Source organism: Brevibacillus porteri, assembly GCF_003013475.1.
GTDB lineage: Bacteria > Bacillota > Bacilli > Brevibacillales > Brevibacillaceae > Brevibacillus > Brevibacillus porteri.
On record NZ_PXZO01000036.1, the window covers coordinates 1 to 14047 of the forward strand.

Annotated in this window: 17 protein-coding genes; 3 read left to right on the top strand and 14 right to left on the bottom strand. The window is 47.7% G+C overall.

Features of this window, described 5'->3' with window-relative positions:
* Positions 1-45: 45 nt before the first annotated feature.
* The 7 genes from recG to C7R92_RS18125 all read right to left on the bottom strand — a co-directional run bounded on the left by recG (position 46) and on the right by C7R92_RS18125 (position 7377).
* Entirely contained in the window at positions 46-2100 is a 2055-nt protein-coding gene (recG, locus tag C7R92_RS18095) for an ATP-dependent DNA helicase RecG (RefSeq protein ID WP_017249445.1), read from the bottom strand.
* Between the two features lies 1 nt (position 2101).
* A complete protein-coding gene (gene sdaAA / locus C7R92_RS18100) occupies positions 2102-2986 on the bottom strand; it encodes an L-serine ammonia-lyase, iron-sulfur-dependent, subunit alpha (RefSeq protein ID WP_106835214.1) in 885 nt (294 codons plus the stop codon).
* 38 nt (positions 2987-3024) lie between these two features.
* Positions 3025-3690, bottom strand: coding sequence for an L-serine ammonia-lyase, iron-sulfur-dependent subunit beta (gene sdaAB / locus C7R92_RS18105; RefSeq protein WP_017249447.1), 666 nt, complete (start codon positions 3688-3690; stop codon positions 3025-3027).
* Positions 3691-3854: 164 nt separating this feature from the next.
* Positions 3855-4307, bottom strand: coding sequence for a hypothetical protein (locus C7R92_RS18110; protein WP_244195773.1), 453 nt, complete (start codon positions 4305-4307; stop codon positions 3855-3857).
* A gap of 79 nt (positions 4308-4386) precedes the next feature.
* Complete coding sequence (locus tag C7R92_RS18115) at positions 4387-5244, bottom strand: DegV family protein (RefSeq protein ID WP_069849460.1); 858 nt, start codon at positions 5242-5244, stop codon at positions 4387-4389.
* A gap of 47 nt (positions 5245-5291) precedes the next feature.
* A complete protein-coding gene (locus tag C7R92_RS18120) occupies positions 5292-6998 on the bottom strand; it encodes a DAK2 domain-containing protein (protein ID WP_106835216.1) in 1707 nt (568 codons plus the stop codon).
* A gap of 13 nt (positions 6999-7011) precedes the next feature.
* Entirely contained in the window at positions 7012-7377 is a 366-nt protein-coding gene (locus C7R92_RS18125; protein ID WP_007728362.1) for an Asp23/Gls24 family envelope stress response protein, read from the bottom strand.
* A gap of 248 nt (positions 7378-7625) precedes the next feature.
* On the opposite strand from C7R92_RS18125, the gene rpmB reads away from it, so the two are divergent.
* Positions 7626-7814 carry a 50S ribosomal protein L28 gene (rpmB, locus tag C7R92_RS18130; RefSeq protein WP_005831020.1) on the top strand — a complete coding sequence of 63 codons (189 nt, stop codon included), beginning with the start codon at positions 7626-7628 and terminating at the stop codon, positions 7812-7814.
* Between the two features lie 98 nt (positions 7815-7912).
* Here rpmB and spoVM read toward each other — a convergent pair whose 3' ends face one another.
* The 6 genes from spoVM to C7R92_RS18155 form a co-directional block, all read right to left on the bottom strand.
* Positions 7913-7996, bottom strand: a complete 84-nt coding sequence (gene spoVM / locus C7R92_RS18135) for a stage V sporulation protein SpoVM (protein WP_005831022.1) — start codon at positions 7994-7996, stop codon at positions 7913-7915.
* Between the two features lie 23 nt (positions 7997-8019).
* Positions 8020-8193: a hypothetical protein gene (locus C7R92_RS32370; protein ID WP_007728365.1), complete on the bottom strand. Its 174-nt coding sequence runs from the start codon at positions 8191-8193 to the stop codon at positions 8020-8022.
* A 189-nt stretch (positions 8194-8382) separates the two neighbouring features.
* Complete coding sequence (gene thiT, locus C7R92_RS18140; RefSeq protein ID WP_017249451.1) at positions 8383-8943, bottom strand: energy-coupled thiamine transporter ThiT; 561 nt, start codon at positions 8941-8943, stop codon at positions 8383-8385.
* 128 nt (positions 8944-9071) lie between these two features.
* Positions 9072-9794 (bottom strand): amino acid ABC transporter ATP-binding protein, encoded by a 723-nt coding sequence (locus tag C7R92_RS18145; protein ID WP_069849464.1) that lies wholly within the window; start codon positions 9792-9794, stop codon positions 9072-9074.
* Positions 9787-10446: an amino acid ABC transporter permease gene (locus tag C7R92_RS18150; protein ID WP_069849708.1), complete on the bottom strand. Its 660-nt coding sequence runs from the start codon at positions 10444-10446 to the stop codon at positions 9787-9789. Before C7R92_RS18150 ends, C7R92_RS18145 begins: the two co-directional genes overlap by 8 nt.
* A gap of 53 nt (positions 10447-10499) precedes the next feature.
* The gene (locus tag C7R92_RS18155; protein WP_069849466.1) at positions 10500-11306 is read right to left on the bottom strand and encodes a transporter substrate-binding domain-containing protein; all 807 of its coding nucleotides are present in this window, start codon (positions 11304-11306) and stop codon (positions 10500-10502) included.
* Between the two features lie 243 nt (positions 11307-11549).
* Here C7R92_RS18155 and C7R92_RS18160 point away from each other — a divergent pair, with 243 nt between their 5' ends.
* Together C7R92_RS18160 and C7R92_RS18165 are read left to right on the top strand one after the other, a co-directional pair.
* The gene (locus C7R92_RS18160; protein WP_106835217.1) at positions 11550-12683 is read left to right on the top strand and encodes a M20 family metallopeptidase; all 1134 of its coding nucleotides are present in this window, start codon (positions 11550-11552) and stop codon (positions 12681-12683) included.
* A 128-nt stretch (positions 12684-12811) separates the two neighbouring features.
* Positions 12812-13234: an RDD family protein gene (locus C7R92_RS18165; RefSeq protein WP_106835218.1), complete on the top strand. Its 423-nt coding sequence runs from the start codon at positions 12812-12814 to the stop codon at positions 13232-13234.
* Between the two features lie 192 nt (positions 13235-13426).
* Here C7R92_RS18165 and C7R92_RS18170 read toward each other — a convergent pair whose 3' ends face one another.
* Entirely contained in the window at positions 13427-13891 is a 465-nt protein-coding gene (locus C7R92_RS18170; protein WP_106835219.1) for a protease complex subunit PrcB family protein, read from the bottom strand.
* Between the last annotated feature and the right edge of the window lie 156 nt (positions 13892-14047).

Consider the following 14047-nt stretch of genomic DNA (forward strand, 5'->3'; position numbering starts at 1 on the left):
TATTCTAAGGGGTGCACTTCACTTGAAGTGGGAAGGCTTCCTTTCCTAATCGAAGACGACACCGTCCAGCACGCCCTCATTCTTTAAATAGTCACGCAGCCAATGATACTTTTCGTCGCGCCAGAAAGAGTCCTCTGCTACCAGCTTGACAGTCTCCTGTCTAGCTACCTCCAGCGCTTTGTAATCACTTAATAAATCAGCGACTTTAAACTCCGGCAAGCCGCTCTGCTTTGTCCCGAAAAAATCACCCGGTCCGCGCAATTCTAAATCGCGCTGCGATAGCTCAAATCCATCCGTCGTCTCGCACATGACACGCATCCGCTCTTTTCCAATCTCGGATTTCGGATCGGCGATCAACACACAATACGACTGTTCAGAGCCACGTCCTACCCGCCCACGCAACTGGTGAAGCTGAGCAAGACCAAACCGCTCCGCATCATAAATGACCATATAGGTGGCATTCGGCACATTCACACCGACCTCTACGACCGTTGTACTGACCAGGACAGCATGCTCTGCCGCCAGAAAGGCTTGCATGACTGCATCCTTTTCCTTCGCTGGCAGTCGCCCATGCATCAGACCTACGCCGAATTCTGGGAAAATGTGTGTGAGCTGAGCATGTACATCAATCGCATTTTGCACATCGAGCTTTTCCGACTCCTCAATGAGCGGACAAATCACATACGCTTGTCGTCCTTTGCGCAGTTCATCCCGCATTTGCTCCAACACAGCCGGAAACTGATCGTGCTTTTTCCATGTCGTCTCAATCGGTTTGCGCCCCGCAGGCATTTGATCAATCGTCGAGACGTCCATGTCGCCAAATGCCGTAATTGCTAGTGTTCTCGGAATTGGTGTTGCAGTCATAAACAAGACATCAGGTGACAAGCCTTTATTCCGTAAAATTCGCCGTTGCTCCACGCCGAATCGGTGCTGCTCGTCCGTAATCACGAGACCTAGACGGGAGAAAAAGACATCCTCTTGAATGAGCGCATGGGTACCAACCACGACATCGATTAACCCCATTTGCAGAGAGCCGATGACTTCACGTCTACGTTTCGCCGTCAGCGAGCCAGACAAGAGCGCGACCTGAATGCCATAATCGGACAAAAGCTTCGTCAACGACTGCACATGCTGCTCGGCGAGAATCTCCGTCGGTACCATCAGCGCTCCCTGATAACCTGCTTTCACCGCAGCAATCAGCGCGATAGCAGCTACGACCGTTTTTCCCGAGCCTACGTCCCCTTGCAGCAGCCGATTCATCGCATGAGGTGCCCGCATGTCGTCCAATATTTCTTTTACCACTCTTTTCTGCGCATCCGTCAGCGGGAACGGTAGACCTTTGACAAATTCCCGTACCTCTTCCATCGGAATCGTCAAAGCAACGCCTTCCGTTTGCTGTCGATTAATCTTGCGCAGTGTTTGCATCTTCAGCTGGAATAAGAAAAGCTCCTCGAACATAATCCGTCGCCGCGCTTGACGACCATCTTCCGCATTTTCCGGAAAATGAATCGAATGAAAGGCATGCATCCGCGGCATCAGTCGGTAGCGCTCCACAATATCCGCAGGTAGGATCTCAGGAATCTCCTTGCCGTATTGACGCAACGCCAGTTGAATGGTTTTGCGCAGCAGTGTATGCGTCACATCGCCACCAAGTGGATAGACAGGGGCGAGCTCGCCTCGTTTTGTCGCACGTTCGGAGTCTACTTCTGTCATTTCGCTCACAGTGATTTGTAGCTTGTGCTTGTCCCATTTTCCTGTGACGAGTATTTCCTTGCCGGGCGACAGCCTGCTTTTGACAAACGTCTGATTGAACCAGACAGCCGTCACCACGACACGATCCATGACAACCTTGACCGAAAGTCGTGATTTTCTTTTTCCATAAAAACGAACAGAGGGTTCGCCGTACACCGTACCTGCCAGCGTGACCCTCTCTCCGTCTTTTACTTCTGTCAAATCGCGCACACGGTAATCTTCATAGCGAGACGGGAAATACTCCAGCAAATCACCAATGCTGTTGATTCCCAGTCCTGCAAATGCCTTCGCCCGCTCTTCCCCTACCCCGTGCAAAAGGGAGACGGGCGATTGATATCCACCAGCCATCTTACTTCTCCATCCGTACGCCGAACACTTTGGCTTCGATCATGCGGCCCGTTTGCGTGGCAGCAAGACCACCCTGTGCCGTTTCCTTCAGAGTAGTCGGCATGGCGCAACCGATTCGGTACATGGCATCGATGACTTCATCTGTCGGGATTACGCTCTTGATGCCTGCCATTGCCATATCTGCGGCTACCGTGGCAATCGCTGCTCCCATCGCATTTCGTTTGACACATGGTACTTCAACCAGTCCGGCTACGGGGTCACAGACCAGACCGAGCATATTTTTCAATGCGATCGCCACTGCTTGGGCAGATTCCTCAGGCGTACCGCCAGCCATTTCTACAATCGCCGCAGCAGCCATAGCCGTTGCAGAGCCCACCTCTGCCTGGCAACCACCTGCAGCACCCGAAATGAATGCGTTATTGGCAATGCAATACCCGATAGCGCCTGCTGTGAACAAATAATTGACCATATCCTCACGGGTCGGCTGCAGCTTGTCAGATACGGCAAACAACGTCCCTGGTACAATGCCGCATGCTCCTGCTGTCGGTGTTGCGACAATCGTACCCATTGCAGCATTTACTTCGTTAACCGCCACAGACATCGAAACGGCATTCAAAAGTGTGGGTCCAGACAAAAACGTCTTGGTCTCCATATATGTTTGCAGCTTCTTCGCATCGCCGCCCGTCAACCCGCTATGCGAGCGAATATCTTCAGTAAGCCCGCGACGCACTGCTTTTTCCATCACATCGAGGTTGGCGTACATATCTTGCATAATGGCATCCCGACTACGCTGGGAAACTTCCATTTCTGCTTCAATCATCACCTCGGAGATCTTCTTCCCCTGGGATTCGGCCAACTCAACTAGTTCAGCCACATTACGAAACATCTGGTTGTTCACTCCTCTAATCCTGCTCGTCCTTTTGCTTAGTTCAATGCGAGCAGGGATACGTCAAAGATATGGGGGATTTGACGGATTTCCTCTAGGACTTCCGGGGAGATCGTCGAATCCGTTTCGATTGCCATCAAAGCACGCGAACCGCGTGTGTGTCGAGACACTTCCATGAGCCCCACATTAATGTTGTGCTGGGTCAGCACCTTTGCCACAGCCGCAATCATCCCAAAGCGATCCTCATGCAAGACCAAGAGCGTCGGTGTATCGAAGCCCAACTGAAAGGAAAACCCGTTCACTTCCAACACTTCGATCTTTCCGCCACCAATGGAAACACCAACGATTTCAATCTGTTGCTCATCATCAGACAGCTTGATCCGCGCGGTGTTCGGGTGCTCTGTCAAAACGTCAGAAGTGGTCAACTCCACTTCCATGCCAGCTTTTTCTGCAATCACCAACGAATTTTTCAGACGCAAATCCGACGTGTCAAAGTCAAGAATTCCTGCAACGGTCGCCACATCAGAACCATGTCCTTGATACGTTTTTGCAAATGAGCCGTAAAAAACAATTTCTGCTCGCAAAGGCATTCTGCCAAACAGCTTGCGAGCCACACGACCGATACGGGCTGCACCCGCCGTATGGGAGCTAGATGGCCCAACCATGATTGGACCGATAATATCAAATACGCTTTTGTACTTCAACCGGTTCTCCTCCTGAATCACAAGGGGTGGGGCAAGATTCACTTTCATTGTATCCTACAGCCTTTGAAAGCGCTACAGAGGAAACTGTACGTAAAGCAATCATAACCGATTTATGTTGACAACATGCGGTCAAATCAGGCTATATGAAAAAACTCCCTCTGAAATTATTTCTTTGGAAGTGAAATTAGGAATACCTTTACGGGATCTAGTTCTCGATCGAAATCTGCAAATCCATCATGATACGAAAAATGAAGAAACTCGTTAATGATTAGTTCAAGCTGATCAATGATTTCAATCTTTCCGCTAAAGGGGAGTCTTTCATGAACCTGAGAGATAAGATTAAATTTTAGTCGCGAAGCCTGCCAATCGAACCAAACATATAACAGCATTCCATGATCACTATTTGATTTTAAAATTTGCTGTTTTCTATTCTCTATTACTTTATGGAAAAAGTTCATAAAATCAGAAACTGTGAATTGACTAGCTAACTGCTTACTTAAAGAAATAGACCACATATTAGCAGAAATTTCTTTATTCAAATCATCTTTATGACCGCCAATAAATAGAGAGTCATACACAATATCCTCCAACTCGATAAGGAAATCATCCTTATTCACCAGAACCTCCCCCTTGTTTTTCACGTATAAAAAAGAAGCCCCCTACCTCAGGGAAGCTCCTCTCCATATCATATATGCCTTACTTATCTTTTACCATGACGATCCCAAGTAGACCTGGACCTGTATGCGTACCGATCACGGGACCAATCTGTTCCAACCAAGAGTCCGTTACCGAAAACTCTTGCTTGAGTCGCTCCAAGAGCTCAGCCGCTTGATCTGGAACACTGCTGTGCAGCACAGCGATTTTCACAGGCTCGCCTTTCGCATACTCTTGCAAAGCTTCAAATACGCGATTCAGAGCTTTCTTCGTCCCTCGTACCTTGTCAAAAGCAGACACGTACCCAGCAGTATCCAGTGTCAAAATCGGCTTGATATTCAAGAGCGAACCGATGACAGCAGATGCTCTGCCAATCCGACCGCCTTTTTGCAGGAACTCCAGTGTATCCACAATAAAGTATACCTGCACCTCATCCAAATAACGATCAATCTGATCCAGAATTTGCTCTTTGTTGTTGCCTGCTTGTGCGGCTTTGGCAGCCTCCACGCAGATCATTCCATGAACAAACGAAGCTTTGCGAGAATCGATCACCGTAATGTCTATATTTTCATCCAACATCGACTTGGCGATCATCGCTGATTGATACGTACCCGATAAGGAACCCGATAAGAGTATGGCAATGATTTGCACGTCCTTGCCATAGTTCTCATAGATCGCTTTGTATGCTTCGGCAAATTCAAGCGGAGACGGCTGCGAGGTCGTCGGCATCACGCTCGATTGCTTCAGCTTATCGAAAAACTCCGAAGACGAGATAGTGACTGCGTCCACATACGTTTCCGCCCCAAACATGATTTTCAACGGGACGGCCACGATCCCCAATGACTGCCTCACAGACGCATCGATATCAGACGCGCTGTCGGTAAGAATCACAATTGGCATTCTCGATCGCTCCTCTCCCTATTCATTCGTGTTCAAAAGGTTGGCTTTTACTCGACAGAAAAAATGAATGGATACAACGGTTGACCGCCTGCCTGGATCTCTACTTCCACATCCGCGTACGCATCAGACAAAGCTTTTTCTAAAGCATGAGCCTGATCTTCTGTCGCATCTTCTCCTAAGAATATCGTAATGATTTCGGAGTCTTCATCCACCATTCCCAAGAGCAGCGTCGTTGCGCAAGCTAGCAAGTCGGGGCCTGCTGTGACGATTTCTTTCTCAGCCATGCCGATAAAATCGCCTTCTTTGATTTGTACCTCACCCATTTGCGTGTCGCGAACCGCGTGCGTCACCATACCTGTTTTCACCTGGGCAATTGCCTTGGTCATCGCTTGCACGTTCGTTTCCGATTCAACATCTGTACGGAAGCTGACCAGTGCTGCTAATCCCTGCGGAATGCTCTTCGTCGGTATGACAGATACAGGAACTTCAGCAAGCTCGGATGCCTGCTGTGCTGCCATGATGATATTGCTGTTGTTTGGCAGGATGATGATGTGCTGGGCATTCAGTCCTGCGATAGCCTTCATGAAGTCCTCTGTGCTCGGGTTCATCGTTTGACCGCCCTCTACTACCACATGCACACCCATACTGCGCAAAATTGTAGCGATTCCCTCACCAGCAGCTACCGCGATCAATCCGTATGGAAGCAACTCTGTAGCAGGTTTAGCAACTGTTTCTGGCTTCGCCTGTCCTTTGTTCTCTTCCGCTTTTAGAATGTTCGCATGCTGCTCGCGCATGTTTTCTATCTTCAGTCGATGCAGGCTGCCGAATTGCTGAGCGTATTGCAATACGCTGCCCGGATGCTCTGCATGAATATGTACCTTGACGACTTCATCATCAGAGACGACCAGTAGTGAATCGCCCATCGTATCCAGATGGTTGCGGAACAGCGCTTCTGAGAACGACTTTTTGTTCGGCTCGGTGCTATGCGCGACATGAACCATAAACTCCGTACAGTACCCGTACGTGATGTCTTCTGTTTTCATGTGGATTTGTGCATTATGCTGCTCAGAAATGAGCTTGTCCAGCTCTTCCTGACCGATTCTAAGTACCGAACGCTCACGATCGGCGGATAGCTCTTCCCCGCGCAATGCTCGCAAAAACCCTTCATAAATAAACAAGAGACCTTGTCCACCAGAGTCGACTACGCCCACTTCTTTTAGAACAGGTAGCATTTCCGGCGTACGCAACAGCGTAGATTGCGCCTGCTCGTATGTTTTTTCCATGACAGAGATAATATCATCTGACGTGCGCGCTGCACGCACAGCCATCTCCGCCGCTTCACGGGCAACAGTCAAAATCGTGCCTTCTACCGGCTTCATCACTGCCTGATACGCAGAGTCAACACCAGCTTTCAAGGCATCGGCAAACTGACGGGCGTTAACCTCATCTTTTCCATTGACTGATTTGCTGAAGCCGCGGAATAACTGGGACAAAATCACGCCGGAGTTACCGCGCGCGCCCATTAACAGACCTTTTGCCAAAGCAGTTGCCGATTCAGTAATTCGGGGGGATTCTTTTCGAGTCAGCTCCTCCACACCGGAAGAGAAAGTCAAATTCATGTTTGTCCCCGTATCGCCATCCGGCACAGGAAAGACGTTTAATCCATCCACTACTCTGACGTTGTCGGATAAAAGGTTCGCCCCCAGGTAAACCATCCGGCTAAACAGCACGCCATCTAGACGCGTATGTACCAACTGATGTTCCTCCTTACATATCCCTGTCTGTACGAACTCCCTGCACAAAAATATTAACAGCAGTCACATCAATGCCTACTGTTTGCTCCAAGGTATATCGAACACGGCGTTGAACGTTGCCTGCCACCTCAGAAATTTTTACGCCATAGCTGACGATAATGTGCATGTCCAATACTACTTCGCCATTTGTGTTATGAACGACGACACCTTTGCTCAGGTTGTCTCTTCCTAACAGTTCAGCGATTCCATCTTTCAACGCTTTGCGAGAAGCCATGCCCACAAGTCCAAAAACTTCCATGGCCGCGCCGCCAGCGATCCGTGCGATCACGTCTTCTGTAACATCGATCTTTCCTAGCGATGTATTCATTTCCACTGTCATGCAAGGACTCCTCCTCTGTTAAACAGCTTGACCGTCATAGGTAAGCGTAACCATGCTTCCTTACAATTCTACACTAACACAAAAGAGAAATGAAGCGTTTTGTCGATCCTATCAGCCCTACGAGAAAGACTAGGTAAATCATGTTGTCAAGTATTGCAATTGACAGCAATGTTGTGCTAATATAGTCGAGTATTTGTATTTCCCACAAAGGAAATCCCGTTTATATGTAACAAGGGAGGTGGATTGTAATGGCACGTCGTTGCTTTGTAACAGGTAAATCTGCTAAAGCTGGAAACGCTCGCTCCCACTCCATGCGCGCAACTCGCCGCACTTGGGGTGTCAACGTACAAAAAGTGCGCATTCTCGTAAATGGAAAACCGAAGCGCGTTTATGTAAGTACTCGAGCACTGAAATCCGGTCTCGTAACTCGCGTATAGTTGATCTCAGCTATGCGAAAAAAAGCACCCTCGAGGTGCTTTTTTGCATTTCTCCCGTTTCTCCACTCTTCTCCCTAAGGAGGCTCGGGGCCGAAAGTTCATTTTTTCTTGTTGAACGCCTCGATGATGCCCCGAATCATGCCACCCAGGAACTTCGGCAACTTGATGGTGTAAAACCGCATGCTACCCCTCCTCACCGAAATTACTACACACGATACAAATACACGCCGGCCCCTATGAGTGCTAATGCCAATAGGCTATACCAAACCCACGGAGGTGCCCAATACAGGAAAATGGTGATTCCCCCGACAGCCAACGCAACCCCGAGAACACGTCGCAAGGCGCCCCCCTGTCGCAGGCGATAGGAGCGCAATCCCATTTCGCGTAAGCACCTCCTTTAGGTGTTCTCAAAAACGTGCATATTACATCATATTCTGCTGTCGGATAAACATGTATCCTGCCACCTGAAAAAAGTATATGTCTAAGAAGTAAAAAATCAGGCAACGGAACTCGCTGCCTGATTACATTATGTGGATAGTTTGTACTTGATACCGATTTTTCCTGTTTCTTATGCGACTCGATCGCGTGCGGGGAACAGCAGCTGCGATGCGCTGCTAAGCACAACTGTCAAGACGACTCCCGCGATAATCATTTCTGGCAGCAGATACGTGATGTTATAAATGAGGGAATATTGCCAGACTGGTACACCTTCTGGCGCGTAGCTGCCAAACCAAATAATACCCGATAGAAAATGGCAGACAAATCGTCCAATCACGCCAATGAACAAGCCGCTCCACAGTACCATGATTCGTTGCTTCGTTCCTTCGTAGCCAGACAGGCGAACAAACCCAGCGAGACCCAGCGCTCCAAAAGCAAGCGGATAATCCAGCAACAGCTGAACTGGATGGACAACTGTGCTGCCCAAGAGCAATTGAAGAAATCCGACAACAAGCCCTGTAATGACACCAGCAGCAAGTCCACGGCGAACAGCGATCAATGCGATTGGCACCATCACCAAAGATACAGAGCCGCCCTGTGGCATTTCGAAAACCTTGATCTGACTAAACACAATTGCAAGAGCCGCCATCATCGCCATTTCCAACAAAATGACCAACCGTTGACGATCCAAAATAGTCACTCCTCAAAATAGAATAAACAAAAAATTTTTTACACTGATAATGTTTCTGATTCTAGCCCAAGTCTATGCGCGTGTCAAAGAAAAAAGCCGCTGCCTCATCGGCACTGCGGCTAGTTGTATTACCGAACCTTCTCCAAAAACTGCTGGGCGCGTTCACTTCTTGGCTTTTGGAAAAACTCTTCTGGTGGCGTATCCTCCAAGAGACGACCATCATCGAGGAACAAAATACGATCTGACACCTCTTCGGCAAAGCGCATTTCATGCGTAACGATTGCCATGGTCATTCCGCTATCAGCCAGCCCTTTCATAACCTCCAAAACCTCCTTGACCATCTCTGGGTCAAGGGCAGAGGTCGGCTCGTCAAACAGCATGATTTGTGGCTCCATCACAAGCGAACGGGCAATGGCTACACGCTGCTTCTGACCGCCTGACAAGCGTGATGGAAAGACATCCGCTTTGTCCGCCAGCCCTACACGCGCCAATAGCTCTCTCGCCTTTTTTTCCGCCTCAGCCGCAGACATGCCTTTTACTTTCATCGGAGCATAGGTCAAGTTTTTCAATACCGTCATATGCGGAAACAGGTGAAAATGTTGGAAAACCATCCCGATTTGCTGACGAATACCCATCACGTCAGCTTTTGGAGCCGTGATTTCCTGCCCGTTGATCGTAATTGTACCCGTCGTTGGTGTCTCCATCAGGTTGATGCAACGCAGTAGTGTTGACTTCCCCGATCCAGATGGACCGATGATGGCGACAACCTCCCCTTTACCGATATTCGTCGTGATGCCCTTCAATACATTCAGTTGTCCAAATGACTTCGTAATGTTATCGATCTTAATCACTGAGTCTCATCCTCCGTTCCAGTACGCGAGCTACCCAAGTCAGGATCATAACCATGACATAGTACAGGATACCGGCGATCATGTATGGCTCAAAATAGCGGAAGATGGTGCCTTTGACCACATTCGCGTTCTGCATGATGTCTGCAAGACCAATCGTGGAAACGAGTGCAGATTCCTTCAAGAGCGCAATCGTTTCATTGACGAGTGCAGGCAAGATATTTTTGACAGCCTGCGGCAAAATAATATCTAGCATCATCCGGTGATAAGGTACACCAAGCGCTTTGGCCGCTTCCCACTGCCCTTTATCCACCGCCAATATTCCACCGCGAATCGTCTCAGAAATGTATGCACCTGAGTTTAGTGTAAATGTTAGCACTGCTGCTTCCAGTTGCGAAATGTTGTAGCCAGTAAGCTGTGGCGTTGCAAAATAAACAAAGGTAAGCTGCAAAATCAAAGGTGTCCCGCGGAAAACAGAAGTATAAACAACCGCGAGCCAGTTTAGCACTTTCACATTCGAAATTTTAATAAGTGCGAGGATGGAGCCCCAGAAAAATCCCAATACAACCGAAATCAAAGTAACAAGTAGCGTGCCCTTTATCCCTTCCAATATGAAAGGAATATAGGGCACGATTTGTGCAAAATCCAAATTCATGCCCATTATCCCCTCTTGCTGCTTATACAGTTATTCTTCGTTGCCTGGAGAGATTATTGACCGAACCATTTTTGAATCAGCTTGTCCATTTCTCCGTTGTCTTGCATCTTTTTAATGACTTCATTAAATTTCTCTACGTGCGGCGAGCCTTTTGGGAACGCAACAGCGGAGCCATTCTGTTCATTTTCTTCCAATGTGGTGAATTGCAGAGAGTCATTGTTTTCCACGAAGCCTTTCGCTACCGTGTCCTCGATAATGGCAGCATCTACGCGGCCCGCTTTTACTTCTTCAACAATCTCAGGCAGCTTGTTCAGTGAAGTGATCTGCAATCCAGAAACAGTCTTTGCAATCTCCTTTGCTGCCCCTTCCTGAATAGAACCGAGCTGTACCGCTACTTTTTTGCCAGCCAATTGCTCAGGCTTGGTCAAATTGCTGTCTTTCTTTGCTACGATGGTATTTTTCGCATCGTAATAGATGGTGGAGAAATCAGCGTTCTTCTCACGCTCAGGCGTTGCTGTCATGCCAGCCATAACGAAGTCCGCGCGATTCGTTTGCAGTGCCGGAATAAGCCCGTCAAAGTTCATGTCATTGATTTGCAGTTCGTAGCCAAGCTCTTTTGCAATGTATTTCGCGATATCGATGTCAAAGCCTACAATTTCATCTTTTCCGCTGCTCAGATCGTGATATTCATACGGCTTATAGTCAGCCGAAGTAGCCATGACCAATGTTTTCTTGTCGCCAGCAGAAGGCGCAGGTGCTTGTCCTGTTGCTGTTTGATTGCCTGTACCGCATCCAGCGATCACGACTGCCGCAAGCATTGAAGTAAGTGCCAGAGAAATAAATGATTTTGTTTTCTTCATGATGAACCCCCGTTGTTATGATTTTTACGCATAAAGCAGTCTATTCGTAGCATTAATTTGCATGAAAACTTATATTTATGCATCACAATGATTATTTTACTCATAATCTAAACAATTTCAATCATTTTTTACTTACATTTTAAATGCGGAATATACAGAATTTTATGCGCAAATCTTTATTTTAGTGGCAGAAAAGCAAACAAGGCTTTATAGTGCTAGTAAAAGGAATTACAGGAGGCTGACATGGAGAAAAATTGGACGTCCTATTTTCGGCAGCAGCTCCCAGAAATTATCGAGGAACTGCGTACATATGTAGAGATGGAAACACCCACCCATAACAAGCAAGCTGTCGATCAATTAGGCAGCCTGATTGCAGAGCGCTTTCGCCAATTGGGGTGTCGGGTAGAGAGCTTGCCACAAGAGCAATACGGAAATCAGCTGCGAATGGAGTATGGAGATGGCGACGAACAAATCCTCATTCTCGGTCACTTCGATACCGTAAAAGAAATTGGTACATTAGCCGTTGAGCCTTGTCGCGAGGAAAATGGCCGACTCTATGGACCTGGTACATACGACATGAAAGCGGGGATCGTTTTTAGCTATTTTGCCCTGCGCGCCATGATGAAACACAATCTTTTGCCCAAAAATAAGCTCGTCTTTTTTTGGAACACCGACGAAGAGATTGGCAGTGTTTCCTCCGAAATGCTTATTAGAGAGGAAGCAAAAAGAAGTAAATATGCATTGGTACTGGAGCCTGCCGCTGGAGATGGCTCTTTGAAAACAAGCCGCAAAGGCGGCGGAGACTTCCTTTTAAAAGTCACAGGCCGTGCTGCACATGCAGGCAATGATCACGCCAAGGGGATCAATGCGATCGCTGAACTGGCACACCACGTCCTCGATATTCAATCGTTTACGAATTATGAGGCGGGCACTACCTTGTCTGTCGGTACCATTACAGGTGGAAGTGCATCGAACGTCGTACCTGACTTTGCCATGACAGAAATTGATGTACGTATCCAAAGCCGCGAGGAAAGCGAGCGTATTACCCGATTGATGAGTGAACTGACCCCTGTCCATCCGGAAGCCAAGCTGTTCGTGGAAGGCGGAATCACCAAGCCTCCTATGGAACGAACTGCCGGTACAGAGCAACTGTTCTTGCATGCGCAGGAACAAGCGCGTCTGGAAGGTTTTGAATTGACGGAGCAAGGTGTTGGCGGAACAAGCGATGGAAACTTCGCCGCTGATGCAGGCACACCAACGCTTGACGGTTTGGGACCTGTTGGTGATGGAGCCCACGCCTCCCACGAGCATATCGTCATTGATGCCATTCCTGGCAGGATTGCCGTAATTCTTCGGATGTTTTTAACCTTGTCATAATAAATTTACAGGTGTATAATCTTATGGAAAATTAAGGCTCCGTCTCGTTAACGACGGAGCCTTATCTGCACTATTTTCGAATGGGCAGTCATATATATTCCTATTCGAATAACAAGGAGAGGGAAAACATGGAATCAATCACCACATCGCCAAGCAATCCCGTAGGATTTTGGCGCCGGCTCGGTGCCGGACTGCTAGATGCAATCATTATCGGACTACCGCTACTACTGATCACCTATATCATTACAGGCAGTACAGAAGACAATATTGTTACCAATCTCATCTCCTCGCTGTACAGCCTCCTCGTGCCTGTATTTTGGCATGGCTATACGGTGGGCAAACGAATTGCCGGGATTCGCATCGCCCGAATCGATGGAGAGCCTGTAGGAATCGGAACCATGCTGTTACGCAACCTCGTCGGAGGAATCGTGTATGTCATTACACTCGGTCTTGGTATAATCGTCAGCGCCATCATGGTTGGTGTTCGTCAGGATAAACGCTCGATCCATGATTTGATCTCCGGTACGTATGTAACATCGAATCAGCCTTAATTTTCCACTCATCCGAAATAGAATAGCAACTCTGCGACGAGCCCTTAGAATCGTCATTGGAAAAACCACCCGGTTTCCCGATGAAATCTAAGGGGGCATTTTTATAAGATTGGCACCCAAAACAGCATGTCTCGACTAAAAAAGGCCGGATGATTATATCCGGCCTTTTTCCATTTCTATCTATCAAGCAGTTTATCGGAACAATACCTTATCTGTCGTTGCATCCATAAACACCATTGTTGTGTATGGCGGCAGGCTTGCCCGCACAATGATATAAGGGGTGTGCACCGCTGGCATTGTAATATCTTCTGGAGTAGGATTGGTCAGCTCTACATAAACCGTGAGCATTTCCCATCCTTGCTGAGTTCCAACAACCTTCAAGCTATAACCAGAGGTAGGCATTTCACCACGGGAGACCACATACAGGTCGCCTTGACGATGTACACCCTTTTTCGATTTTACTTTTCCTACGAATGCTCGTTCAGCCGCTGACAATCTACCTTCTTTTTCAATAGACAATTTTTTCGTTTGCACGTCTACTTGAGAAGTAGAGATCGGCCCCGAATGCTTTTGTTCAGCATGCACGGCAGTTTGTGAAAATGGCAGAATGGAGAGAATGCTTAGAACCGCTACACTGTTTTTCCATAACGATTTCATACATGATCAACTCCTGATTTTTTTAGAGGGCAAGAAACACTTCTTGATACTGGCCAGTATCTCTCAGATAGGAAATTTTTACCACTATCTGGATAATTTGATTTAATCATTATATTTATTAAAAAGCAATATTTTCCAAAATATTTTATTTTTGTT